This is a genomic window from Povalibacter uvarum (genome assembly GCF_014202975.1).
Classification (GTDB): Bacteria; Pseudomonadota; Gammaproteobacteria; order Steroidobacterales; family Steroidobacteraceae; genus Steroidobacter; species Steroidobacter uvarum.
In genome coordinates, this window is record NZ_JACHHZ010000002.1 from 758080 (window position 1) to 783315 (window position 25236).

Consider the following 25236-nt stretch of genomic DNA (forward strand, 5'->3'; position numbering starts at 1 on the left):
CCAATCGCTGACCGCCGGGAATAGTCATCCGGCGGTCGCGCGCTTCTCCTGCTGCAGGGGCGGATGCGATGACGATGTGCCGATCAGATCGGACACGCTCCGCATGCCGTTGCGGGACAAGTAGTCCGCGATGCCCTGATTGATTTTCGGGCAGACGAGCGGGTCGTAGAAGAGCGCCGTGCCCACGCCGACGGCCGTAGCGCCAGCGATGATGAATTCCAGTGCATCGTTGGCGGAACAGATGCCGCCCTGCCCGATGATCGGAACGTTGTGCTTACGGGCAACTTCGTACACCTGATGCACTTTCAGCAGGGCGATCGGCTTGATCGCCGGGCCGGACAGTCCGCCCTGCACATTGCCGATGATCGGGCGACGCGTGTTCACGTCGATCGCCATTCCCATCACGGTGTTGATCACCGCAAGCGCATCGGTCCCGGCTTCGATGCAGTGCCTCGCGTTCTCGCGGATGTCCGTCTGATTCGGTGAGAGTTTTGTGATCAGCGGCTTCTTCGTCACCGCGCGACAGGCAGCGACGACGCGCGCGGACATCTCGGGATAATTGCCGAACTGCACGCCGCCTTCCTTGATGTTCGGACACGAGATGTTGATCTCGATCGCGTCGATCGGCGAATCCTCGAAGCGCCGCGTCACTTCGACGTAGTCCTCGATCGTCGAACCGCAGACGTTCGCGATGAAGCGCGTCTCGCTGAAATCGAGGGTCGGCAGGATCTTCGTGACGACGTGCTCGACACCGGGATTCTGCAGGCCGATCGCGTTCAGCATGCCCATCGGCGTCTCGTACACGCGGTGCGGCGGATTGCCGAGACGCGGTTCGCGAGTCGTGCCCTTCAGCACGATCCCCCCGGCGTGACGATTGGAGAATCCTTCAACGCGCGTGTATTCCTCGCCGAACCCGACGCAGCCCGACAACAGGACGATCGGTGAGTCGAACTTGAGGCCGCAGAAGTCGATGGGAAGCATGAGAAGGGGATAGCGGATAGCGGAGGGTGGCTAGTGGTGAATAGTGTAAGGAGGGAAGTGCTCCGCCGGTAGCCGGAGCTGCTTCGGGTGGCTTGCCGCGCAGCGATTCTGCACTATCCGCCATCCGCTATCCGCCATTCACTTCTGCAATGTTCCACATCATCCTGTATCAGCCTGAGATTCCGCCGAACACCGGCAACGTCATCCGCATGAGTGCCAACGCGGGGGCCCGGCTGCATCTGATTCGACCGATTGCCTTCGACCTGAGTGAGAAGGCGGTGCGGCGGGCGGGCATGGACTACGCGGAGCTGGCGCATGTCGAGCAATGGGATTCGCTCGGACAGTGTCTGACGGGCCTGAACTCACCCCGCTGGTTTGCGATCTCGACTCGAGGCGTGACCCGCTACGATCAGCCGCGGTTCGCGGAAGGCGACGCATTCGTCTTCGGGCCGGAGACGCGAGGATTGCCGCAGGAGATTCTCGAATTGTGCGAAGCGACACGCCGCCTGCGCATTCCGATGCGACCCGACAATCGCAGCCTGAATCTCTCGAACGCAGTGGCGGTGGTGACTTACGAGGCCTGGCGCCAGCTCGGATTCAAAGGCGCGGAGAAGATTTGAGGCTAGCCGCTTTCCGGCTTCAGCGCCCTGCTCATCAGCTCTTTGACAGCGTCCTTCGGCGCGACGCCTTCGTGGACGACGCGGTAGATCTGTTCGGAGATCGGCATCTCGACGTTCGAACGCATCGCAACTTCCCGCACCGCGCGGGCCGCGAGAACGCCTTCCACAACCTGCCCGATCGCCTTCTGCGCGGCGTCGATCCGCTCGCCGGCGGCGAGCGCGAGGCCGAAGCGACGATTGCGTGACTGGTTGTCCGTGCAGGTGAGCACGAGATCGCCGAGACCGGCGAGTCCCATGAACGTTTCCTTTCGGGCGCCGAGCGCGACGCCCAGTCTCGTCATTTCGACGAGGCCCCGGGTGATGAGCGCGATCCGGGTATTCGCGCCGAAACCGAGCCCGTCGGAAAGGCCGGCGCCGATGGCGAGCACGTTCTTGATGGCGCCACCGATTTCCACACCGATCACATCGGTCGATGTGTATGCGCGAAAGTTGAGCCCGGAAATTCGCTGCGCGAGCTCGCGGGCGAATACCTGGTCCTCGGCTGCGATGGTCATCGCGGTCGGCAGACCGGCACCGACTTCGCGTGCGAACGTCGGACCGGAAATCACAGCCGTAGGCACGTCGGAGCCGAGCACCTGACCCGCGACCTGGTGAGGAAGCAAACCCGTGGACAGCTCGAAACCCTTCGTCGCCCACGCAAGACGCATCCGGGCATGACGATGCGGCGCGATCTCCATGAGGAGGCCGCGCAGTGCATGACTGGGAACAGAGACGACGACGTCCCGATGCGTGCGCAGAACCGTCGCGAGGTCCGGCTCGATGCTCAGTGCATCAGGAAAACGCGCATCTGGGAGATAGCGCGCATTGCAACGCTCGCGTGCCAGTTCATCGAGATGGGAACGGTCCCGGCCCCACAGCGTGGTCTGGCAGCCGGTGCGGGCGAACTGGATCGCAAGCGCGGTGCCCCATGAACCGGCACCGAGCACTGCGATCCTGTCGCCAGCAGACGCCGGCGAGCCTTCTGTCTCCGGCGTGCTGCTCATCGCGGACCGCGTCGCAACGGCCTTAGTTGACCGCGCCCGCGGCGCCAGCAGCCTGCTGCTGGGCAGCCTGTGCCGCGGCCTGGGTGAAGAGAACTTCGAAATTCACCGGCGGCAGCAGGAACGGCGGGAAACCGCCCTTCGTCAGCAGGTCGGAAATGACCTGGCGCGCGTACGGCAGCAGGTAGTTCGGGCAGAAGATGCCGAGCAGGCGCTGCGCATCGGCGGCCGGCACATTGCGCATGCCGAAGGCTCCGGCCTGCTGTGCCTCGACGAGCCACACAGTCTTGTCCGCGGCCTTTGCTTCGACACGCACCGTGAGCACGACTTCCTTCATGTCGCCGCCCAGGTCGTTCACCGAAGTGTTGAGGTTCAGGTTGATCGTCGGATTCGCCGAGTTCGGCGCCACGCGCGGGCCGATCGGCGCTTCGAACGAAACGTCCTTCAGATAAACGGCCTGCGGGGCGAACTGCGGCGCATTCGGATCGACCTGCCCGTTGGTGGCCGAGGGGGGAACTTCGTCAACCATGATCGTGAGTCCTCGAGTCTACGTTTGAATAATCGTTCGCTGCGGATCGCGAACCTTTCGGAATCAGGATGTCTGCGCGAGCAGTGCGTCGAGTTCGCCCGAGCGGTCCAGCGCGGCCAGATCGTCGTATCCCCCGACATGTCTTTCGCCGATGAAGATCTGCGGCACCGTGCGGCGCCCGCCGCTGCGCTTCATCATCGTCTCGCGTTCGCGGTAGTCTTCGTCGACCTTGATCTCCTGCACCGCGACGCCTTTGCGTTCGAGCAGGTTGCGCGCCCGCTGACAGTAACCGCAGAACGCGGTCGAGTACATGACAACGGGAGCAGCGCTCATGACTGCTTTGCGTCCTTCTTGCCCTTCACGAGCGGCAGGTTTTCCTGGCGCCAGGTGCGCAGGCCGCCGCGGAGGGTCGCAACCTTGCTGAAGCCCAGCGTGCGCAATGCCTTGACCGCGCTCGCCGAGGCGAAGCCGTTCTCGCAGATCACGATGACGGGCTTCTCTTTGAACTTTTTCAGGCTCTCGCCGGCCCGTTCCGCCACTTCCTTCGCGGGAATGTTCCGGGAGTCGATGATGTGGCCGGTTTCGTATTCACCGGCGTCGCGGACGTCCAGCACGAGCGCGCCGCTGTTCGCGAGCCGCACCGCGTCCCCGGTAGCAATCAGCGACGAGCCCTTGGCGCGCTCACGGATCTCGATCACGATCGCGAGAACGGCGAGAATCGCAGCCGCTGCGATCAGAAAGGGATGATTGGTGGTGTATTCGAGAAAACGACTCATTGCTGCAGATCATCCGGCGCCGGTGTCGCGCGAACACGAATATGGGGGCGAAGCGCTTTTTTGGAAGGTGCCCGTCCCAGGACGCGCCTTCCGCGCCGTGCAAAGCCCCGCCCAAAAAAGGGCGCAAAGTATAGCAGCGCCGGCCCGACCGATACCCGCGGAGGCTGCGTTGGCGGCCTCCTCCGAGGCCCTGTCATAACAATGCGGGCCGGAGGGAAGGGTTTGCATCCACTGGCGGCACGACTGGTCATCTTCTGGATGACGCTGCTGCTGGGCAGTGGGGTCCTGGCTGCGGCGGATCCCGCGGCCAAGGAGGCGGAGCTCAAGCAGGTCCGAACCCGGATCGAGTCCATCCGCAAGTCCATTCATGCGGATGCCGAGAAGCGCGACGCACTGGCTGTCGAAGTCCGGAAGGCCGAACTGAATGTGCAATCGGCCCGCGAACGGCTTCAGGCCGTACGCGAACAGCGTGTCGCGGCCCAACAGCGCCTGCAGTCGCTGGAAAAAGAGCGGGCCGAAACCCAGCGCAGCATCGATGCCGAACGCGATGCGCTTGCGGGTGAGCTGCGCGTCGCGTACGTAAATGGCCGCCAGGAACAGCTGAAGTTGCTGCTGAACCAGCGCGATCCCGCGCAGCTCGGCCGCATGATGGCGTGGTACAGCTATTTCGGCCGGGCACGCGCCGAGCGGATTACTTCGATCAACGAACATCTCGCCCATCTCGACCTGCTGGCCGAGAACATCACGGAAGAAACGCGGAAACTGCAGGCGCTGGAGGCCGAGCAATCGAAGGAAGTCTCGTCGCTCGCGGGGGCGCGCGACACCCGCAAGCAGACGCTCGCCAAGGTCCAATCGACGCTGCGTAACCGCAGCGATCAGCTCGCCAAGGCCCAGCGCGAGGCGGCCGCGCTCGAAAAGCTGGTCGAGCAACTGCGCCGCGCGATCGAAGAATTCCCCGACCTCGGCGATCAACCTTTCGCCCGGGCGCGCGGTCGCCTGCCGTGGCCAGTGAAAGGGTCCGTCCTGGCGCGATTCGGCCAGCTGCGGTCGGGCGGGCCGCTCAAGTGGCAGGGAATGGTGATCGGTGCCGATCGCGGCTCCCAGGTGCGCGCCCCCTTCCCGGGGCGCGTTGTATACGCTGACTGGCTCCCGGGCCTCGGCCTGCTGATCGTGCTCGATCACGGGGGCGGCTTCATGAGCCTCTACGGCCACAACGAACAGCTCTACCGGCGTGTCGGCGACCGGGTTGCCGCGGGTGACCCGTTGGCTGCCGTCGGGGACGCCGCCGGTTTCGGCAAACCGGGCCTGTATCTGGAGATCCGGAAGGGGCGGCAGGCGCTCGATCCGGCTCCCTGGCTCGCGAAGCCGTGAGAATGGCTCGCGAAGCCGTGAGAATGGCTCGCGAAGCCGTGAGAAAGCGCTGACAAGCGCAACCGACCTCATGGGCGGCTGCCCGAAATCCCTCGGGAATTCGCGGGTCCAAGCCCCCGCAAAGACGCCCGGAAAAATCCCAGGATAGTGACTGAAGTCACGGGACGCACCGCATCCCGATGCGGCAATATGTCATCACCGCTTTGGGGCTCAAAACTGCGGCCGACTTCAAGGAAGCCCCGAGATCACAGGAAGATGATCAGATTTCACGCGGAGATGAAATAAGCCCTTCAACGGGGCGGGAAGCGCACACCGATGGCGACGATTCTCGACGACGATGACACGATCGAAGCGCAATCGCTGTCGACGTCGCTCGACCCTTACGGCCAGCTGATGAAGATGCTGATGCCGCGTGCGCTGTGCATCGCAATCTACGATCGCATGGCGACGCCGCTGTGGCTCTCGGATGGTTGCGAAGGTCCCGATCTGCCGCAGCTCGTCGAAGAAGCGCTCAACTCCGCCCGCAGCGCCGAACCCGATCCTTCCGAACGCGATGGCTTCGCGCGATCGTGGGAAGGCGATACCGCTTACGTTTTCATTCTGCGCGAAGGCAACGAGCTGCTCGGTGCCGTCGCGCTGTCCTGCCGCGACAGCGGCTCCGGCGGGCGACCGTTCTCGCTGATGCTCGGCTTGCTGCGTCCGGCGCTGCAGGTTCTGAACCGCGAGCTCGTCAGCCAGTACAACATCGGCGACCTGCAGAAAAATCTCACGCTGCGCGATGGCGACCTCGCGCTGCTCCTCGATGCCAACGGCTCGGCCGAAGGCGACGGCGATGATTTCGATCAGCTGCTGCGCAATTGCGTAACGCACCTGGACGGATCGCTTGGCGCATTGTTCGTGCCCGACAAGAAGATCGCGTTGTCCTATTCGGCAGCGGCCTCGCATCGCCGCAACGACAACGAGTTGCTCGATCGCACCCAGCGTCACCTCTTTGCGTGGGCCCAGGTGCAGCGTCGCACACTGACACTGAACAAGGCGCCGCCGAACAGCCCGCTCGGACCCCTGCCCTACAAGATCCTCGCGTGCCCGATCCGATACGGCACCCAGCCTGTGTCGGGCATCCTGCTTCTGTTCCGCCCGCACTCGGCAGCGGATTTCGATCTGCGCCAGGCGCGCATTCTCGAAATGATGGCGCGTCGCATCGCGTACGTGCTGCAGAACGCTTACGACCCGGCGACGGGCCTGCTCACACGACCTGCTTTCGAACAGCGCGCGCTTGCGACGCTGGCCGCGGGCGACCGACAGCATTGCGTGGGCTATGCCGACGTCGATCGCTTGCACGTGATCAACGACAACTACGGCATGCACGTCGGCGATCAGGTGCTCGAGCGGATCGCCGAAGCGATTCGCACGAATCTGCGGCCACAGATCCTGGCGTCACGAGTTTCGGGCGATCGCTTTGCCCTGTTTTTCCCGAATGCTTCGCTGCAGGAAGCTGAAGCCTTCCTGAGCACGGTCTGCCGTGCCGTCGGAGCCCTCGACTTCCGTCATGAAGGCCAGCGCATCGCGATTTCGGTGAGCTCCGGCCTCGCGATCGTTCCGCAGACGCGCTTCCCGCTTTCGCATGCACTCGCAACGGCCGAAGTTGCGTGCAAGGCGGCGAAAGATCGCGGCCGCGGTCGCGTAGAAACGTATCAGGAGCCGATCGAGGAGCCGGTTCACCAGGAAGTCGCCGCACCGATTCCTGAACTGGTCGACGAAGAGTTGCCGGAGATCGAAGTCGCTCACCATGAGCCGACGACGCCGTTGGGCGAACTGCGCGATGCCATCGCGAATGATCGCTTCCGCATGGAAGCTCAGCCGATCGTCACGCTGGACTCCCAGAACTCGCCGCGGCGCTTCGAGCTGCTGTTGCGCATGATCGACGGCGCCGGTGAGAGCATTGCACCGAACAAGTTCTTCGCCTCGGCGGAGCGCCACCAGATCGCGACGGACATCGATCGCTGGGTCGTGCAGTACGCGCTCGAGATCCTGTCGTCGGCGGCGCCGGCCCTGCAGGGGCTGGGCGCGCATTTCTCCATCAATCTTTCCGGCCAGTCTGTCGCAGCCGAAGACTTCCCGGGCTTCCTCGCGGCGAAGCTGCGTGAGTACGAGCTGCCGCCCGGCCTGCTTTCCTTTGAAATCTCCGAGACCGCCGCTGTTGCGAACATCGTGCGCGCGGAAACACTCATTCGGCGCGTGCAGGATCTCGGGCACGGCATCGCGCTCGACGATTTCGGACGCGGCCTTTCCTCGCTCAACTATCTCAAGTCGCTGCCTGTCTCCGATCTGAAGATCGACGGTGCGCTCGTGCGCACCCTTGCGACCAATGCGCGCTCGCAACAGACAGTGAAGGCGATCGTGCAGCTCGCCCGGTCGATGCAGCTCAAGACGACGGCAGAAAGCGTCGAGAGCGAAGCGATCCTTTCGTCGGTCGCGGGGCTGGGCGTCGACTACGTGCAGGGCTTTGCGATTGGACGGCCGCGGGCACTGGAAACCGTGCTTCAGGAGCTGTTGCGCGGCGCGCCAGGCCTGACCCGGGTGTCCGGTTCGCCGCTGATGTCGCGCCTGGCAGGTTGATTGTTCTACTGGGTCGATTCTGGCGCGATTTCAGGGAATACCTGTAGCCGGTAGCCGCCGTTGTCCCGACCCGGCGCTTGTACTATGGAAGTCAGGGCGACGTGCCTAAAGTTCGTTTCTTTCGCCTCAAGTTCGATTCGTAAGGGGTCCCGCAGGGATTTTTTGCTGATGAGCCGACTCTCCAAGCCATTCCGCGCACTGCTGCTCGTTGGGACTGGTGTGATGCTAGGCACGGGTCTCTCCGTTGGCCGCAGCGTCAAGGCTGAGCGCGAGATTCCGCCGCCGCCCAAGGCGACGGCCGAACAATCCGTGCCGTGGAGAGATGCACGCTTGCTGGCCGAAGTGCTCGAACTCGTCCGCAAGGACTACGTCGATGACATCTCCGATCAGGCCCTGATCGAAGCTGCGATCCGCGGTCTCGTTTCGGATCTCGATCCTCATTCCTCTTTCCTCGATCCCCAGGAGCTCGACGAAATCCGCATCAGCACCGCGGGCGAGTACTCGGGTGTGGGCATCGAAGTCGCTCTCGAGAACGGTGCCGTCAGCGTCGTGTCGCCGATCGAAGGTGGACCGGCCGAACGCGCGGGCGTGCTCGCAGGCGATCAGATCGTCGCGGTCGATGAAGTCCCCGTCAGCCTGGAGAACCTCAACGACACCATCGATCGGATGCGCGGCAAACCCGGCTCGACGGTGAAGATCACGATCGCGCGCAGCGAGATGCCGCAGCGCCTCGAGTTCACGCTGGCACGCGCGAACGTCCAGGTGCACAGCGTCAAACAGACGCTGCTCGAACCGGGATATGGCTACATCCAGATTTCGCATTTCAGCGAGAGCACGACGCCGGATGTGCAGAGGGCGCTGGCCAAGCTGAAGCAGCAGAGCGGCAGCGATCTGCGCGGACTCGTGCTGGACCTTCGCGACAACCCGGGCGGTCTGCTCGAAGCGGCGATCGGCGTATCGGACGTATTCCTCGAAGACGGCGTGATCGTCACCGCGAGCGGTCGTGCCGCCGACGCGCAGTTCGAAATGGACGCACAGCCGGGCGACGACATGAACGGCGCTCCCGTCGTTGTGCTCGTGAACGGCGGCTCGGCATCGGCGTCCGAGATCGTTGCCGGCGCACTCAAGGATCATCACCGCGCGAAGATCGTGGGTCAGCAGACTTACGGCAAGGGCTCGGTGCAGACCGTGATGCCGCTTTCCGACGGTCATGCGATCAAGCTCACGACGTCGCGGTACTACACGCCCTCCGGCGTTTCGATTCACAAAGTGGGCATCACGCCCGATGTCGTCATCGATGCGAAAGATGTCGCCAAGCGCGAAGGCGCGGTCGCGACGAGAGATCCGGCCTCCGACTACGAGCTGCGCCTGGCGCTCGACGTGTTGAAGGACGATTCCAAAAATTCCAACGGCCCGATCCGTCAGAGCCGATTGCCTTGAGGTTGCATGCGATCTTCGAGCAGCGCGACGAATGCCACGACCGGCTTCGCCAGCACGGCGCTGCTCTGGCTTGAGATCCTTGCGCTCGCGATCGGCGTCCTGCAGTTCGCGTTTGCTCCGAACACGGTTCAACAGCCTCTCGTTGTCGCCCTCGCGCTCGCCTTCCTGACTACCACCATCCTCATCGTGCGAACGGTGCCCGCGTTGCAGCGGCCCGCGTCGCGCCAGCATTGGATCGGCATCGTTTCCTGCGTCGTTTACGTCACGCTGGTTGCCGCAGCCACTGGTGCCGCTCACAGCGCGCTCGTCGCGCTCTATCTGATCCCGCTCGCCGCCATTGCACTCGCGTTCGGTCGCTGGTGGCTCGTTGCGCTGCTCGCACTCGTCATCGCGGGGCTGGGCATGTTGCTCGGCGCACTGACGCCCGGCGTCGCCATCCACAGTCCCGAGTTCGGGATGCTGATGCTGAGCAAGTTGTTGCCGGGCGTTGCGGTTGCGCTGATTCTCGGCGCGCTGATCGAACAGATGCAGACGGCCGTGCAGCGGATTTCAGATCTCGCCGCGAGCGATCCGCTGACGGGCTTGCTCAACGTGCGGTCGTTCGAAGACGTTCTGCAGCAGGAACATCGCAAGGCCGAGAGGTTCGGCCGTCCGTACACGCTGGTGATGGTCGACGTCGACAATCTCGCTGTCGTCAACGAATCGCTCGGGCACGATGCGGGCAGCCAGGTGATCGTTTCCGTGGCCGCCGCAATCGGCCGTTCGATTCGCGCATCCGACGTCGCGGCGCGGGTCGGCGGCGACGAATTCATCGTGCTCCTGAGCGAAACAGACGGCCCGACCGGCGGCCTCATCGCCCAGCGCATTCGCAACAACATCTACTCGAGCACGATTTCCGTCGCCAACCGGCTGATCCGCGCGAACGCGAGCGTCGGCACCGCGACGTTCCCGGAGGATCACCTGTATCCGAAGGAACTCATGATGCTCGTGGGTCAGCGCATGCAGCAGGATCGGGAGTTGCGTGCGGCGCAGGCGAAGTAGGGATCGCGTCGTCATCCCCGCGTACGCGGGGATCCATCTTTTGTTCAAGAATGGATTCCCGCCTTCGCGGGAATGACGGACAGCCTCAGCCGCCTGCGATCAGCGACCGGATCGCCCCCACCAGCGTCCCCACCAGGAACACGAAGATCGGGATGAACGTGAGCAGGAAGCCGAGCGACCGGCTCTTCGGATCACGGATGTAAGTGATCGCATAGACCGTTCGCCCGATGAGGAAAAGAGAGCCGATCCCGGCGGCCCACACCGGATTCCAGTAGTACGCATAGATCCACATCGACGGTACGAATAACAGCAGCTGCTCGGCGGTGTTCATATGGACGCGAAACCACCGGTCGAACATCTCATGACCCGTCGTGGCAGGCGCGGCGACGCCATAACGCTTGCGTGCCCGTCCCACCAGTATTCCCAGCAGCAGGAATTGAATGAGCGCGAGCGCAGTGACAATTGCGACGTAGTCCATGGGATCCCTCGTGAAGGCAGCCGTTGTAGTTTAGGTATGGCCGTGGGGAAGATTAGCCGAACGACCAGCGCGTGGGTATCGACACCACGCGACCAATGGTCGTTTGGGACGAAGGAATGATCCCGCTGGGATGAGGAGCGCGGAGCGAGTATCTTTCGCACCGCGAAGGTGCGGTGCCTTCCGCCATCGTATACAAGCGAGGCAGCACGATCATGACGGTCGAATCGCGATTGCAGTATCTGAGTGGCTTCGCGAACCACTTCGCCACCGAAGCACGCGCGGGTGCGCTGCCCGTGGGCCGCAACTCGCCGCAACGCGCCGCGTTCGGTTTGTATGCCGAGCAGTTCTCCGGCACGGCTTTCACTGCACCGCGCCACGCGAACCGCCGTTCCTGGCTCTATAGGATTCGACCAGCGGCGATGCACGGTGCATTCGAACGCATCACGGACGGCCTCGTGACGAACAGCTTCGATGAAGTCGAAACGTCGCCGAGTCAGCTGCGTTGGAGTCCGCTGCCTTTTCCGACGCAGCCGACGGATTTCGTCCAGGGCCTCACGACAGCCGGCGGCAACGGTTCGCCTGATGCGCAGAGCGGCTGCGCGATCTACTGGTACGTCGCGAATCGCTCGATGCAGGATCGCTTCTTCTACGACGCCGACGGTGAATTGTTGATCGTGCCGCAGCAGGGTCGCCTGCGCCTCGCCACCGAGCTCGGTGTCATCGAGATCGAGCCGCAGGAGATCGCAGTGATCCCACGCGGCCTGCGATTCCGCGTCGAGCTGCCCGACGGCCAGGCACGTGGTTACGTCTGCGAGAATTTCGGCGCGCCGTTTCGCCTTCCGGATCTCGGACCCATCGGGTCGAACGGTCTCGCGAATCCGCGCGATTTCGAATCGCCCGTTGCGTGGTACGAAGATCGCGAGGGCGATTTCGAGCTGGTCGCGAAGTTCCTCGGCCATCTCTGGGCGGCACGCATCGATCATTCGCCACTCGACGTCGTCGCCTGGCACGGCAACAACGCGCCCTACAAGTACGATCTGCGGCGCTTCAACACGATCGGCTCGATCAGCTTCGACCATCCCGATCCGTCCATCTTCCTCGTGCTGCAATCGCCCAGTGACACGCCCGGCGTCGACACGATCGACTTCGTGATCTTTCCGCCTCGCTGGCTGACGATGGAAGACACGTTCCGTCCGCCCTGGTTTCATCGCAACATCGCCAGCGAGTTCATGGGCCTGATCACCGGCATCTACGATGCGAAGGCCGAAGGCTTTGCACCGGGCGGTGCATCGCTTCACAACTGCATGAGCGGCCATGGGCCCGATGCAACGACGTTCGAACGTGCCAGCGCTGCGGACACGACCACGCCGCACAAGGTGAGCGACACGATGGCGTTCATGTTCGAAACGCGCCAGGTCATCCGGCCGACGCGTCATGCGCTCGCGCTTCCGCAACTCCAGTCCGACTACGCGCAGTGCTGGCACGGGCTGCGCAAGAACTTCCGTCCATGACATTGAACGACACACACGATCCGGCTCTGACGAGCTGGGTGGATTCCGCGAATCGCGCGGATGCGGATTTCCCGATCCAGAATCTGCCCTTTGCCGTCTTTCGACGTCGAGGCACGCAGGAAGCGTTTCGCGTCGGCGTCGCTATCGGCGACCAGATCGTGGATGTGCACGCGCTGCGAACGTTGCGCGTCATCACAGGAACGGCGAGCGATGCGCTCGAAGCAGCGCATGGCTCGACGCTCAATCGCTTCATGTCCGCTGGTGCGAGCGCATGGACGACATTGCGTGCCGCACTGGTGGGCATGCTGCGTGGCGACTCGTCTCACCGCGCAGCTGTCGAACCGACACTGGTGCCGCAGGCAATCGCGGAATACGCGTTGCCCGCGACGATCGGCGACTACACGGATTTCTATGCATCCGTTCATCACGCGACCGCGGTGGGCCGGCTCTTTCGCCCCGACAACCCACTGCTGCCGAACTACAAGTGGGTGCCGATCGCGTATCACGGCCGCTCATCGTCGATCTCGGTGTCCGGGGGTTCCGTGCGTCGTCCTCATGGACAACTGCTCGCGCCGGGCGCCGACAAGCCGCAGCTCGGACCGAGTCGCCGGCTCGACTATGAATTCGAAGTCGGCACGTTCATCGGTGTCGGCAACACGCTCGGGTCGCCGATCGCGATCGAGTCCGCCGAACAGCATGTCTTCGGGCTGTGCCTGCTCAACGACTGGTCCGCGCGCGACATTCAGGCGTGGGAATATCAGCCGCTCGGGCCGTTCCTCGCGAAGAACTTCGCGACGACGATCTCGCCCTGGATCGTGACGATGGAAGCGCTCGCGCCGTTTCGCACTTCCTGGCAACGGGCTGCCGAGGATCCGCAGCCACTGCCGTATCTCGATAGCCCGTCGCTTCGCAGTGGCGGTGCCATCGACATGGAACTCGAAGCGTTCCTCGAAACCAAGCGCATGCGCTCCGACAGCCGCCCGCCGCATCGTCTCTCACGTTCGAACTTCAGGCACTCGTACTGGACAGTCGGGCAGATGGTGGCGCATCACACGATCAACGGCTGCAATCTCTCAGCGGGCGATCTGCTCGGCAGCGGCACGCAATCGGGCCCACAGCCGGAAGAAGCAGGTTCGCTTCTCGAATTGACCAGCGGCGGCAAACTGCCTGTGCAGCTCCCGGCTGGCGAAACACGCACGTTTCTCGAAGACGGCGACAGCGTCATCTTCCGCGCCTGGTGCGAACGCGCTGGTCAGCGAAGGATCGGTTTCGGCGAAGCCAGGGCAACGATCAGCGGCTAGGCGCTCAATCCGCCGGAACATCGGCAATGAACGAACAGGGAAGAATCGATCCGCCGAAGCTGCCCGTCGCCCGGGTGATCGTGACCGCCCTCTGGCATTGCTGGAAATCGAGCCGGGCAATCCTCGCCGTCATGGTCCTGCCTGCGCTCGTCGTCGCGCTCGTGACATTCCTGATGTTCAGGAGCAGCGCATTGCCAGATGCTCCTGTGAGATGGGTGGCCCGCGGCATTCAGGTATTCGTATTGATCTTCGCAGCGGTGTCCTGTCACCGCGTGATCCTGCTGGGGCCTGAGTCGGTTCCCCGCTGGGGAGTCACCGGCTGGCATCGGCGCGAATGGGGATTCGTACTGCTTGCGCTGATCGTCGGGATTGCCTCGACCGCGTCATCGCTGGCCGGAGGCATTGCGGCCTCGATCGTGCTGATGATCCCCGTCAACCTGCTCGATGTGGCTTCGCAAAGCTGGATGATCTGGTGCACGGAGGCTTCCACGCTGATCGTGGGTGCCTACGTCATGGGCAGACTTTCGCTTGCGCTGCCCGCGATGGCCGTGGACGAGCCGATCAATCTCAGAGATGCGTGGCGACTGTCGAGCGGAAATGCAGTACGGCTCATGGTACTGGTCGCGGTCATCCCATGGCTGCTGCGATTCGCTGAGTCGCAGCTTGCCGCCATGTTTCAGTCGCCGGCGGATTACTGGACCGTAAGTACCGCTCTCTATCTGCTGCTTACGCCCTTGGAGATCGCGCTACTGTCCGTGTCGTACCGGGCGCTCAGGCCTGCTGCTTGAACGAGGCGAGCGAAGCCGGCGGCGGCAACCCAACTCATGCATCATCGACGTACTTGTCCACTCACGAACCGAGGGTCCTTCCATGACTGGCTTCATCCTTCGTTGCGCGATCGTGGCGCTGGGCTTGTGGTTCGCGACGAAAGTGCTGTCGGGGTTGCAGTTCGATACGGCTACGACGTTGCTCATCGCTGCGCTGCTGCTTGGCGTCGTGAACGCAATCATCCGCCCGATCGCCATCGTGCTGACGTTGCCGCTCACGCTCGTGACGCTGGGACTGTTCCTGATCGTGATCAACGCCGCGATGCTGGGTTTGGTCGCTCTGTTACTGAGCGGCTTCGCGATCAGCGGCTTCTGGACAGCGGTGGCTGCGTCGCTGATTGTCAGTGTCACTTCGTGGATTGCGTCCGGGCTGATCGGGAACAACGGGCGGATCGAAGTGATCAAGGGGAAATAGAACGAAAGCCAGCCAGCTGTTAGCCGGCTAGCAAGTAGCCAGAAGCGCTGTGGGTCCGGGTGAAGCCGGACCCACAACAAGAAACAGCCGCCGCCGACTAGTTGCTAACGGTGCCCTTCGCTCCGGACGCGCGGAACAGCAGCCAGCCTACGATGGCCAGGACCACCAGGCCAACGAACTGGTTGAAGTGGAACTGCTCCGGCAGTGCGAGGACGTCGGCTCGTTCGCTCAGCACGATCGGGATCGCGATGGCGATGCCCATCAGCGCTTCGCCGGTGATCAGGCCTGCGGAGAACAGCACGCCGGGACGGTGAACGCGGTCACGCAGCGATTCATCGTGAGTACCCACCACGCCGTGGCGCTTCTCGACGAAGTACGCGAGCAGTCCGCCGAGGAAGATCGGCACCATCAGCTCGAGCGGCAGATAGATACCGATAGCCGCTGCGAGCACCGGCACGCGGAAGCTGGAGTTGCGCGACTTCAGCCAGTTGTCGAAGGCGATCACGATCGCTCCGATCACGCCGCCGGCGATGATCATGTCCCAGGGTAATTTGCCGCCGAACAGTCCCTGCGCAACCGAAGCCATCAGTGTGGCCTGCGGCGCCTGCAGGGAGCCGGGGCGAGTCGGATCACCGATGCCGTACGCTTGCGCCAGCAGGTTCAGCACCGGCGCCATGATGAGCGCGCAGGAGAACGCGCCGATGCCCAGCATCACCTGCTGCTTCCACGGTGTCGCGCCGACGAGATAACCGGCCTTGAGATCCTGGAGATTGTCGCCGCCGACCGCAGCTGCGCAGCAGACCACTGCACCGATCATGATTGCGGCCACTGCGCCGATCTTCGAATCGCTGCCCAGCAGCAGCATCAAAACGGACGATGCAAACAGGATGGTGGCTATGGTGATGCCGGACACCGGGTTGTTCGACGAACCGACGAGACCCGCGAGATAGGCGGACACCGATACGAACAGGAAGCCGGCGACGATCATGATGATCGTCATCGGGATGCTCACGCCCCAGTTCTGAACGATCGCCTGGTACAAGCCGGCCAGCGGCAGCACGAACAGCATCAGGGCGATCAGCATCCACTTCATCGGCAGATCGCGTTCGGTCTCGGCGAGATTCGCGCCCGCACCCTTGCGGGCTGCTGCGATTCCGCTCCGGATGCCCGACAGCAGCGACCGGCGCAGCGAGAACAGCGTCCAGATGCCGCCGACCAGCATCGTGCCCACACCGAGGTACCGGATGCGATCGCCGCGGATGATCGCCGCCGCTTCTGCCGCAGTCTTGCCGATCACTTTGGCCGCAACTTCCGGATCGCCGTTGAGCAGGAACGCGTAATAGAACGGAATCGCGATGTTGTAAGCGAGGATGCTGCCGGAGAGGACGACGATGCCGATGTTGAGCCCGACGATGTAACCCACGCCGAGCAGCGCGGGCGACAGGCCCGTGCCCATGTAGCCGAGATACTTGCCGAAGAAGCCGGCGCCGGCTGCATTGTCAGGGATCATGCGCAAGCCGCTTTCCGCAGCCAGCTTGACCAGCGCGCCGATGCCCGCGGAGAGGCCCAGGATCTTCAGGCCCGGGCCCGGATTCTCACCGGCCTTGAGAACTTCCGCCGCTGCTTTGCCCTCGGGGAACGGCAGCGGCTGCTCGACGATCATCGAGCGGCGCAGCGGCACCGAGAACAACACGCCGAGCAGGCCACCGAGACCGGCAATCGCCAGCACCCAGGAGTATTTGAAGTCCTGCCAGTAGTTGAGAATGATCAGCGCCGGAATGGTGAAGATCACCCCGGCGGCGATGGACGAGCCCGCCGACGCGCCGGTCTGCACGATGTTGTTCTCGAGAATCGTGCCGCCGCCCAGCAACCTCAGAACGCCCATCGACACCACCGCTGCCGGGATCGCTGTTGCGATCGTCAGCCCCGCGAACAGACCGAGGTACGTGTTCGCCGCCGCGAGGACCATCGCGAGGATGATGGAGAGGATGATCGCGCGCGGCGTGAGTTGGGCCACGGGAGGTGTTGAGTTCATGGGTGATCCGATGATCCTGTGATCGTGGTGCGCCCCGACGCGCTGAGTGTTCTTCCTTTCGATTCTGCCATGATCACCGGATCACTCGATCACAGGATCACGCTGCGGGTGTCACCACCCGCAACTCTGCCCCTTGTTCTGCTCTTCCAGCCAGGCCAGGAGCGGTCCGAAGTATTCCGTAATCGCTGACGCGTCCATATCGCGGGTTCCCGTCAGTTTCTCCAGCGTGTCCTGCCACGGCTGGCTCTGGCCGAGCGCCAGCATCTCGCGGAAGCGCTTGCCTGCTTCGGCGTTGCCGTAGACCGAGCACTCGCTCAGTGGACCCTTGTGGCCGGCGGCATCACACAGCGCCTTGTGGAACTGGAACTGCAGGATGAACGACAGGAAGTAGCGCGTGTACGGCGTGTTGCCCGGGATGTGATATTTCGCACCCGGATCGAAATCCTCTTCGCTGCGCGGCACCGGTGCGGAGACACCCTGGTACTGCTCTCGCAGCTGCCACCATGCGGCGTTGTAGTTCTCGGGCTTCACCTCGCCGGAGAACACTTTCCAGCGCCACTCGTCGATCATCTTGCCGAACGGCAGGAACGCGATCTTGTCGAGCGCGAGCTTCATCTGCGTGTTGATCGTCGCTTCGTGACTCTGCTTCACCGGTCCCGCGAGGCCGATGCTGTGCAGGTACGCCGGCGTCATCGACAGATTCACCGTATCGCCGATCGCTTCGTGGAAGCCGTCGTGCGCGCCGCTCTGGAACAGGTACGGCTGATCCTTGTACGAGAGGTAGTAAAAGACGTGGCCGAGCTCGTGATACACCGTCATCAGGTGTTCCTGCGTCGGCTCGATGCACTGCTTGATGCGCACGTCCTCGTAGCTGTCCATCGACCATGCGCTCGCATGGCACTGAACGTCGCGATCGCGAGGCTGCTTGAGGAGTGAACGTTCCCAGAATGTCTGCGGCAGCTTCGGGAAGCCGAGCGAGACGTAGAAGTTCTCGGCCGACTGCGTGATTTTCACCGGGTCATACTTCTGCTTCACCAGCGCGTTGGTGACGTTGAGATCCGACACGCCGGGATACGGCTCGACCAGCGGATAGATCTCCGCCCACTGTTGCGCCCACATGTTGCCCAGCAGGTGCGCCGGAATCGGCTTGCCGTTCGGCACGCGTTCGGCGCCGTAAGTCTTCTGCAGCTTGCCGCGCACGTAGCAATGAAGCTGGCCGTAGAGCGGCTTCACCTGATCCCACAGGCGCGCGGCTTCTTTAGTGAAATCATCGGGCGGCATGTCGTAACCGGAGCGCCACATCGCGCCGAGATCCGAGTAGCCCAGCTCTCGCGAGCCTTCATTCGCGAGCTCGACGAAACGAACGTATTCCTTGCGGATCGGACGTGCCGTCGAATGCCAGCCGGTCCACGCATCGGTCAGTTCATCGTAGTTGCGGCTCTTCGCCATGATCTCGACGAGCTGGCCCTGGTCCTTGCACGACTCGGGACCTTGCGGGCAGTACTTCGCGGCGCCGTAGAGGCCTTCCATCTTCGATGTCGTCGCCGTGAGTTCGGCACGCTTCGCCGGATCCTTCGGCGCGGGTGCTGCGACGGCGAGCTTCAGCAAAGAGATCGAACGCGCGGTCGAGGGATCGAGTTGCTCGCTGGCGTACGCCTTCGACTGCTCGACAGCGTTGCCGAAGTATTCGAGGTAACGCTCGTTCGCCTTGGCGTTCAGGAACTCGGTGTCGGGATTGATGAACGTCGCATAGGCGAACCCTGCCGCTGCGAGCTCCTTGCCTTCCTCCTTCATTTCGTTGTTCACGCGAGCGACGAACTCGGTGGCGGATTCCTTCGGCGCCTGCGCTTCGACGGGGGCCTTGCTGCAGCCAGCGGCTGCGAGCAGCGCGATCGAAATCGCGCCGCTGAGGGTGAGACTCTTCTTCATCATGTTTACCCGGATCGTTTGTTACTTCACGCCGACCATGAGCTTCTTGACCGGCCTCGACAGCAGGAGGAGCACGACGCCCGCCGCACAGATGAAGATGACGAACTTCATGAACTGGCCCGGCATCGCCTGGACGTTGGTGGTTTCGAAAATCCCCGAGAGCAGGCCCGCGGACAGGTTGCCGAGCGAAGTGGCCAGGAACCACACGCCCATCATCTGGGAAACGAAGCGAGCCGGCGCGAGCTTGGTGACGTAGCTCAGGCCAACCGGGCTCAGGCACAGCTCACCGTAGGTGTGCAGCAGGTACGTGAGAATCAGCAGGTACGGCATCGCCTTGCCGCCATCCGACACGATGTTCGCGGCCCACACCATGAACACGAATCCGAGGCCGAGCATGATCAGGCCGAGGCCGAATTTCGCGGGCGCTGACGGATCGAGATTGCGCTTCGCGAGCGCCACCCAGAGCATCGAGAACGGTACGGCGAAGATCAGGATGAACATCGAGTTGAACGACTGGAACCAGGTCGTCGGGATTTCCCAGTTGCCGAGCCAGCCGATGGTGCGATCGACGTAGCGCTCGGCGAACAGGTTCAGCGATGCGCCCGTCTGTTCGAAGCCGGCCCAGAACAGCATGCAGCCGATGAACAGGAACAGGATCACGGCCATGCGCTTGCGCTCGGTCGTGTCGAGGCCCGCGAACAGGAAGATGTAAGCGAAGTAGCCGATGGCGACCGCAAAGAGAACAAAGCCCGTGGTCTGCGCGAGGGTGAGCGGATCGATCGTGTAGACGCCGGCGACCGCGAGCAGGTAGGCGACCAGGATGACGCCGACCATCGCGCCAACGATCATCCAGCTGTGCTTGCGATTCGAGGCGCTGTGTTCGCCGTGCGCGCCAGACATCTGCATTCCGGCATTGCCAAGGTAGTGCCCGAAGACCTTGAAGAAGATCAGCCCCATGATCATGAAGACAGCGCCCGCGGCGAACGCGACGTTCCAGCCGTAGGCCACACCCAGCAGTCCGGTCACGATGGGACCGAGAAAGCCGCCGATGTTGATGCCCATGTAGAAGATCGTGAAGCCGGCATCGCGGCGGCCACCGCCTTCCGGATACAGGTCGGCCACCATTGCGCTGACGTTCGGCTTGAGCATGCCGACGCCGCAGGTGATCACGATCAACCCACCGAAGAACGTCGACGGTGTGGAGCCCAGCGCAAGCAGCGCATTGCCGATCACGATGAGGACGCCGCCGTGCCACACCGCACGCCGTGCGCCGATGAGCCGGTCGGCGATCCAGCCGCCGGGCAGGCACAGGATGTAGGACGCGGAGATGTAGAGGCCGTAGATGGCGCTGGCGGTCTTGTCATCGAAGCCGAAACCGCCGCGCGCGGAATCGGCCAGGAACAGGATCAGCAACGCACGCATGCCGTAGTAGGTGAACCGTTCCCCCATCTCAGTGAGGAACAGTGTTGCCAGTCCGCGCGGGTGGCCGAAGATCTGCGGGCCCTGGGTGGAATCAGGCGTCGTCTGCGTCGGCTGGTTCATTATTGGCGAGGCTCCACGGACCCGGTTGGGACGCTCGAGCGCTGCGGCGCCGGCATCTGTTTAAGAGTTTTTGGATGTCAGCAGTGTGACAGCCGGGGGTGGAGTCTCACCGATATTCTCGGGCCGCGGCAAGGAGGCAAAGCCCGTGAACACCGCTGTCGTGCGTGTATACACGACCGATGAGAATGACCGGCCGCTCAGGTTGAGCACGTACGGGAAGAAAGCGGATTTCCCGCGGTCGGCAGGTCACTTCGAGAGGATCGCGCGGAATCGCGATCCAGCGGGAATCAGCCGTTCGCTTCCTGCTCCGCACGCTGCCGGGCGAGGCGGTTCTTCAGCAGGAGGCGGGCCATCACGATGCCGCCTTCGTAGAGGATGTACATGGGCACTGCCATGAACGATTGCGACAACGCATCGGGCGGCGTGAGGAACGCGGCGACGATGAAAATGCCGAGCACGACGTAACCGCGATTGCTCGTCATCGTTTCGATTTTCACGAGTCCGGTCGCCGCGAGCAGGACGGTGGCAATCGGAATCTCGAACGCGATGCCGAACGCGAAGAACAGCAGCAAGACGAAGTCGAGATAGTTCGACATGTCCGTCATGACTTGCACGCCGGTGGGTGCCGCGCTGGTCAGGAACGCGAACATGAGCGGGAACACGACGAAGTACGCGAACGCGACACCGGTATAAAACAGCACGATGCTCGAAACCACGAGCGGTACGGCGAAGCGCTTTTCATGCTTGTAAAGCCCGGGCGCGACGAATGCCCACGCCTGGTAGAGGACGTAAGGCATTGCGAGGAACAGCGCTGCGAGCAGCGCGAGTTTCAGCGGTGCCATGAACGGCGCGACGATGCTCGTGGCGATCATCGAAGTGCCTTGCGGCATTTTTTCGATGAGTGGCGTCGCGACGAGCGTGAACAGTTCATCCGAGTAGAGCGCGCACGGAATGAACACGACGAACACCGCGATCAGCGCGCGCAGCAGGCGATCGCGCAGCTCGATCAGATGCGAGATCAGCGAGCCTTCGGCGAGCGACTCGCGCTCCTGGTCGGCGCCACTCATTGCACGTTTTTCGTCGTCGGCGCTTCGTCCGCGGGAGGCGCGGGCTCGATGCCGGAGACATGTTTGTCGAGATCGAGACCCGGGCCGGAATGCGCGGGCGGTGCGGGCTCAGCCGCGGATTCCGCCGTCGGACCCGGCGTGGGCTCGATGGGATCGTTATAGGGCGGAGGATTGCCCGCCGACTGCCCGTAGCTCGTAGGCGGCGTGTTCTCCGATGCCGCGGGCGTGCTGTCCGGTGCCGCCCCTGGGTTCATCGGGCGCGAACGCGAAAGTTCATCCAGCGTCACTTCCTGTTCGAGCTGCGTGCGCAGCTGACGCGCCATGGCGCGCGCACGACCGGTCCAGCGGCCGACCTTCTGCGCGAGGCCGGGGAGTTTCTCGGGGCCGAGGACCAGCAGGGCCAGGCCGAGGATCAGGACAATCTCGGTGAAGCCAACTTCGAACATGGATAGCTTTCGGACTTGGGGTCCGGGACAAACCGGACGGAAGGGGCCCGACGACAGCCAGGCCCACGACGATCAGGCATTCTTGCTGCCGGACTTCGAGGCCGGCGTCGAATCGAAATCAGCATCCTTCTGGGCGGGCGCCGACAACTGCTTGTTGTCCTCTTCCTCGCCTTCGTTCATTGCCTTCTTGAAGCCTTTGACCGCACCGCCGAGGTCCGAGCCGATGCTCTTCAGACGCTTGGCGCCGAAGATGACGAGCGCGATCGCAAGGATGATCAGCAGCTCACGAAAACCGATACCCATTGCAATTCTCCGGGTGAAAACGCCGGCGGATCATACGCCGCGCCGGCAGACTATGAACGTGTCGTGTAGCAGACTTCACGTTCCCCGACACCTTACACCATCCACATTACATCGCCGTCACGGGCTCCACGCGTAGCCAGAAGGTGACAGGGCCGTCATTGATCAGGGACACGGCCATGTCCGCGCCGAACACGCCGGTTTGGACCACAGGATGGGTATTGCGTGCCCGTGAAACGAGGTAAGCGAAAAGCCTCTGTCCCTCTTCGGGCGCCGCTGCGGGAGTGAACCCCGGCCTGGTGCCCTTGCGGGTATCGGCCGCCAGCGTGAACTGCGAAACCAGCAGCAGGCCGCCGCCCACGTCCTGGACGCTGCGATTCATCCGGCCCTCGTCGTCGGGGAAAACACGGTACGTCAGGAGCCGCTCCAGCAACCGATCCGCCTGCTCCTCTTGGTCCCCGCGCTCCACCGCGACCAGAACGAGCAACCCCCGGTCGATCTTCCCGACCACCTCGCCGGCCACCGCCACGTCGGCCCGGCTCACTCTTTGTAGGAGTCCAATCATGGGCGGAGGATGGCATGTATTCGCTCGCATGCCGAGACGCTCCCCTAGTGCCAGGCAGGCGACACCTAGACCCACCAATGCTCGTGAAGAGCGTCAGAAGCGAAAGGAATTTCCCACACCTGCCTATGGATACTCGAACAATCCCAAGCAGTCGCCTGGCACCAAGGTCGGGAAGCCATTCTGGCCCGCAGCCAGTCGCCAGCTGCCCATCCGAGCCTCATAAGTGGCGGATAACAGCAAAATTTGGCGAAAAAATTAGCAGAGAGTGGCATCTTGAAGACCCACCTCCCGTCACCTCTCCCCTTATGTCCCATTCCTCCCTCGCCCATTAGGAACCGCCAACAACTCACTGAGCAGTCAAATATTCTTCGCCGCGCTGTCACCTGATCGTCACCGGCGGGGCCGACCCTGCGCGCCAAGATCGGCCACTCGCGAGGTGCGGCATGAGCCCCAATCCGCCCAAACCGGTGTTTCAGTTCCGCAGCGTCTTCATCTCGGACGTCCATCTCGGCTTTCGCGGCTGCAGCGCGGCGTACCTGCTCGATTTCCTGCGCTCGATCGAGACCGAGAACCTCTATCTCGTCGGCGACATCGTCGACATGTGGAGCCTGAAGAAATCCTTCTTCTGGCCGCAGGAGCACAACGACGTCATCCGCACGATTCTCGGTAAGGCAAAGCGCGGCACGCGCGTCATCTACATTCCGGGAAATCACGACAGCGTGTTCCGTGATTACGACGGAATGGTCTTCGGCAACGTGGAGATCCGGCGCGAGGCGGTGCACGAGACGGCCGACGGCCGTCGCTTCGTCGTGCTGCACGGAGACGAGTTCGACAGCGTCATCAAGGCGAGCCCGCTGCTCGAAGCAGCCGGCAATCGCGCCTACGCATTCGTGCTCCAGCTCAATCGCCTCGTGAACTTCTTCCGTCGCCGCTTCGGCTTTCCTTACTGGTCCATCGCTGCGTATCTCAAGCACAAGGTGAAGAACGCGGTGAAGTACATCGCGAACTTCGAGCAGGCGCTGGCCGACGAAGCGAAGCGTCGCGGAGTCGACGGCATGATCTGCGGTCACATTCATCGCGCCGAGATCACAGAGATCGATGGCGTGCTCTACTGCAACGACGGCGACTGGGTCGAGAGCTGCACCACGCTCACCGAAGACTTCAACGGTCGTCTCGCGTTGATGCGCTGGACGGAAACGCGCGAAGTCGTAGCGCATAGCGAAGTCATCGTGCCGATAGCGACCCCGCAGCCGCGCGCCGCGTGAAGATCGCAATCGTCACCGACGCCTGGTTTCCCCAGACCAACGGCGTCGTCAAAACGCTTTCCACGACCGCGGAACAATTGCGCGGCTTCGGTCACGACGTCTGCGTGATCGAGCCCGGTCAGTTCCGCACGTTTCCATGCCCGACGTATCCCGAAATTCGCCTGGCCTGGTTTCCGTACCGCCTGATCGATCGACTGCTTCGTGAGTTCGCTCCGGATGCGGTCCATATCGCAACCGAAGGGACATTGGGCGCGGCCGCGCGTCGGTGGTGTCGCAAGCAGCACATGCCTTTCACCACGTCGTATCACACACAGTTTCCCGAATACATTCGCGCGCGTGCACCGATCCCGCTGGCGATCAGCTATGCGCACTTGCGTGGTTTTCACGGTGGCGCTCGTCGCACGATGGTTGCCACGCCGGCGTTGCAGCGACAGCTCGAGGCGCGCGGCTTCCGCAATCTGGTCCGCTGGACTCGCGGCGTCGATGTCGATCTCTTCCGGCCCCGACCCAAGGAATATCTCTCCCTGCCGCGGCCGATTGCCGTCTATGTCGGGCGCGTCGCCGTCGAGAAGAACATCGAAGCGTTCCTGCGCATGGAATGGAAGGGCAGCAAACTGATCGTGGGCGATGGACCCGCGCGAAAGACTCTGCAGGAGAAATATCCGAACGCGACGTTCGTCGGCTTCAAGTACGGAGAGGAACTGGCGAGTCACGTCGCCGCGTCCGACGTCTTCGTGTTCCCCAGTCGCACCGATACGTTCGGACTCGTGCTGCTCGAGGCGATGGCATGCGGAGTTCCAGTCGCGGCGTATCCCGTAACGGGCCCGATCGACGTCGTGTTGCAAGGTGAAACCGGCGTGCTCGACGACGATCTGGCGATCGCGGCCGTAGAAGCATTGACGCTCGATCCGCAGGAATGCCGCGACTACGCACTCGCGCACACCTGGGAAGCGGCGACTCAACAATTCCTCACGAATCTCGCTCCGCGACCCGCGCTAGAGTCGGTCGTCGCAGCGACGAAACCTCTGTCACAGAACGCACAGCCAGCGCAGCGCTGACCCTGACGGAAGTCGGGTCGGCGACCTGACTCCCGGGCGATTGAGGCGTCGAAGCGACGTGCCGAGAACTGGCAGCACCT

24 protein-coding genes are annotated in these 25236 nt (G+C 63.1%); 11 read left to right on the forward strand and 13 right to left on the reverse strand.

Translation table 11 applies throughout. The features are described 5' to 3' along the window. Positions 1-24: 24 nt before the first annotated feature. A complete protein-coding gene (locus tag HNQ60_RS09605) occupies positions 25-981 on the reverse strand; it encodes a dihydroorotate dehydrogenase (RefSeq protein ID WP_184331070.1) in 957 nt (318 codons plus the stop codon). 149 nt (positions 982-1130) lie between these two features. On the opposite strand from HNQ60_RS09605, the gene HNQ60_RS09610 reads away from it, so the two are divergent. Further along, entirely contained in the window at positions 1131-1601 is a 471-nt protein-coding gene (locus HNQ60_RS09610) for a tRNA (cytidine(34)-2'-O)-methyltransferase (protein WP_184331073.1), read from the forward strand. Between the two features lie 2 nt (positions 1602-1603). On the opposite strand, the gene HNQ60_RS09615 is transcribed toward HNQ60_RS09610, so the two are convergent. The 4 genes from HNQ60_RS09615 to HNQ60_RS09630 all read right to left on the reverse strand — a co-directional run bounded on the left by HNQ60_RS09615 (position 1604) and on the right by HNQ60_RS09630 (position 3946). Further along, complete coding sequence (locus HNQ60_RS09615) at positions 1604-2644, reverse strand: NAD(P)H-dependent glycerol-3-phosphate dehydrogenase (RefSeq protein ID WP_184331075.1); 1041 nt, start codon at positions 2642-2644, stop codon at positions 1604-1606. Between the two features lie 22 nt (positions 2645-2666). Continuing rightward, positions 2667-3170, reverse strand: a complete 504-nt coding sequence (gene secB / locus HNQ60_RS09620) for a protein-export chaperone SecB (RefSeq protein WP_184331077.1) — start codon at positions 3168-3170, stop codon at positions 2667-2669. A 63-nt stretch (positions 3171-3233) separates the two neighbouring features. Continuing rightward, positions 3234-3503, reverse strand: a complete 270-nt coding sequence (grxC, locus tag HNQ60_RS09625; RefSeq protein ID WP_184331079.1) for a glutaredoxin 3 — start codon at positions 3501-3503, stop codon at positions 3234-3236. Continuing rightward, positions 3500-3946: a rhodanese-like domain-containing protein gene (locus HNQ60_RS09630; RefSeq protein ID WP_184331081.1), complete on the reverse strand. Its 447-nt coding sequence runs from the start codon at positions 3944-3946 to the stop codon at positions 3500-3502. Before HNQ60_RS09630 ends, grxC begins: the two co-directional genes overlap by 4 nt. Positions 3947-4168: 222 nt before the next feature. On the opposite strand from HNQ60_RS09630, the gene HNQ60_RS09635 reads away from it, so the two are divergent. The 4 genes from HNQ60_RS09635 (at position 4169) to HNQ60_RS09650 (ending at position 10417) form a co-directional block, all read left to right on the forward strand. Further along, positions 4169-5317, forward strand: coding sequence for a murein hydrolase activator EnvC family protein (locus HNQ60_RS09635; RefSeq protein ID WP_184331083.1), 1149 nt, complete (start codon positions 4169-4171; stop codon positions 5315-5317). Positions 5318-5632: 315 nt separating this feature from the next. Beyond that, positions 5633-7936, forward strand: coding sequence for an EAL domain-containing protein (locus HNQ60_RS09640; RefSeq protein WP_184331085.1), 2304 nt, complete (start codon positions 5633-5635; stop codon positions 7934-7936). Positions 7937-8104: 168 nt separating this feature from the next. Beyond that, a complete protein-coding gene (locus HNQ60_RS09645; protein WP_184331087.1) occupies positions 8105-9376 on the forward strand; it encodes a S41 family peptidase in 1272 nt (423 codons plus the stop codon). A 6-nt stretch (positions 9377-9382) separates the two neighbouring features. Beyond that, the gene (locus HNQ60_RS09650; protein WP_184331089.1) at positions 9383-10417 is read left to right on the forward strand and encodes a GGDEF domain-containing protein; all 1035 of its coding nucleotides are present in this window, start codon (positions 9383-9385) and stop codon (positions 10415-10417) included. 85 nt (positions 10418-10502) lie between these two features. On the opposite strand, the gene HNQ60_RS09655 is transcribed toward HNQ60_RS09650, so the two are convergent. Further along, positions 10503-10895, reverse strand: coding sequence for an MAPEG family protein (locus HNQ60_RS09655; RefSeq protein ID WP_184331091.1), 393 nt, complete (start codon positions 10893-10895; stop codon positions 10503-10505). 212 nt (positions 10896-11107) lie between these two features. Here HNQ60_RS09655 and hmgA point away from each other — a divergent pair, with 212 nt between their 5' ends. The 4 genes from hmgA (at position 11108) to HNQ60_RS09675 (ending at position 14949) form a co-directional block, all read left to right on the forward strand. Then, complete coding sequence (gene hmgA, locus HNQ60_RS09660; protein WP_184331833.1) at positions 11108-12406, forward strand: homogentisate 1,2-dioxygenase; 1299 nt, start codon at positions 11108-11110, stop codon at positions 12404-12406. Then, positions 12403-13707 (forward strand): fumarylacetoacetase, encoded by a 1305-nt coding sequence (fahA, locus tag HNQ60_RS09665; protein WP_184331093.1) that lies wholly within the window; start codon positions 12403-12405, stop codon positions 13705-13707. The genes hmgA and fahA overlap by 4 nt, the downstream gene beginning before the upstream one ends. Before the next feature lie 26 nt (positions 13708-13733). Then, positions 13734-14495 carry a hypothetical protein gene (locus HNQ60_RS09670; protein WP_184331094.1) on the forward strand — a complete coding sequence of 254 codons (762 nt, stop codon included), beginning with the start codon at positions 13734-13736 and terminating at the stop codon, positions 14493-14495. A gap of 82 nt (positions 14496-14577) precedes the next feature. Further along, complete coding sequence (locus HNQ60_RS09675) at positions 14578-14949, forward strand: phage holin family protein (protein ID WP_184331096.1); 372 nt, start codon at positions 14578-14580, stop codon at positions 14947-14949. Positions 14950-15046: 97 nt separating this feature from the next. On the opposite strand, the gene HNQ60_RS09680 is transcribed toward HNQ60_RS09675, so the two are convergent. From HNQ60_RS09680 to dtd, 7 genes are all read right to left on the reverse strand, one after another. Beyond that, complete coding sequence (locus HNQ60_RS09680) at positions 15047-16984, reverse strand: OPT family oligopeptide transporter (protein WP_184331098.1); 1938 nt, start codon at positions 16982-16984, stop codon at positions 15047-15049. 111 nt (positions 16985-17095) lie between these two features. Then, positions 17096-18916 carry a M2 family metallopeptidase gene (locus tag HNQ60_RS09685; RefSeq protein ID WP_184331100.1) on the reverse strand — a complete coding sequence of 607 codons (1821 nt, stop codon included), beginning with the start codon at positions 18914-18916 and terminating at the stop codon, positions 17096-17098. Positions 18917-18934: 18 nt separating this feature from the next. Then, positions 18935-20455, reverse strand: coding sequence for a peptide MFS transporter (locus tag HNQ60_RS09690; RefSeq protein ID WP_184331102.1), 1521 nt, complete (start codon positions 20453-20455; stop codon positions 18935-18937). A 287-nt stretch (positions 20456-20742) separates the two neighbouring features. Next, complete coding sequence (gene tatC, locus HNQ60_RS09695) at positions 20743-21522, reverse strand: twin-arginine translocase subunit TatC (RefSeq protein ID WP_184331104.1); 780 nt, start codon at positions 21520-21522, stop codon at positions 20743-20745. Next, on the reverse strand, positions 21519-21968 hold the full coding sequence (gene tatB / locus HNQ60_RS09700; protein ID WP_184331105.1) for a Sec-independent protein translocase protein TatB: 450 nt from the start codon (positions 21966-21968) through the stop codon (positions 21519-21521). Before tatB ends, tatC begins: the two co-directional genes overlap by 4 nt. 72 nt (positions 21969-22040) lie before the next feature. Continuing rightward, positions 22041-22271, reverse strand: a complete 231-nt coding sequence (locus tag HNQ60_RS09705; RefSeq protein WP_184331107.1) for a Sec-independent protein translocase subunit TatA — start codon at positions 22269-22271, stop codon at positions 22041-22043. A gap of 106 nt (positions 22272-22377) precedes the next feature. Then, the gene (gene dtd, locus HNQ60_RS09710) at positions 22378-22833 is read right to left on the reverse strand and encodes a D-aminoacyl-tRNA deacylase (protein ID WP_184331109.1); all 456 of its coding nucleotides are present in this window, start codon (positions 22831-22833) and stop codon (positions 22378-22380) included. A gap of 443 nt (positions 22834-23276) precedes the next feature. On the opposite strand from dtd, the gene HNQ60_RS09715 reads away from it, so the two are divergent. Together HNQ60_RS09715 and HNQ60_RS28080 are read left to right on the forward strand one after the other, a co-directional pair. Beyond that, the gene (locus HNQ60_RS09715; protein ID WP_184331111.1) at positions 23277-24098 is read left to right on the forward strand and encodes a UDP-2,3-diacylglucosamine diphosphatase; all 822 of its coding nucleotides are present in this window, start codon (positions 23277-23279) and stop codon (positions 24096-24098) included. After that, positions 24095-25156 carry a glycosyltransferase family 4 protein gene (locus HNQ60_RS28080; protein ID WP_184331113.1) on the forward strand — a complete coding sequence of 354 codons (1062 nt, stop codon included), beginning with the start codon at positions 24095-24097 and terminating at the stop codon, positions 25154-25156. The genes HNQ60_RS09715 and HNQ60_RS28080 overlap by 4 nt, the downstream gene beginning before the upstream one ends. The last annotated feature ends 80 nt before the right edge of the window (positions 25157-25236 follow it).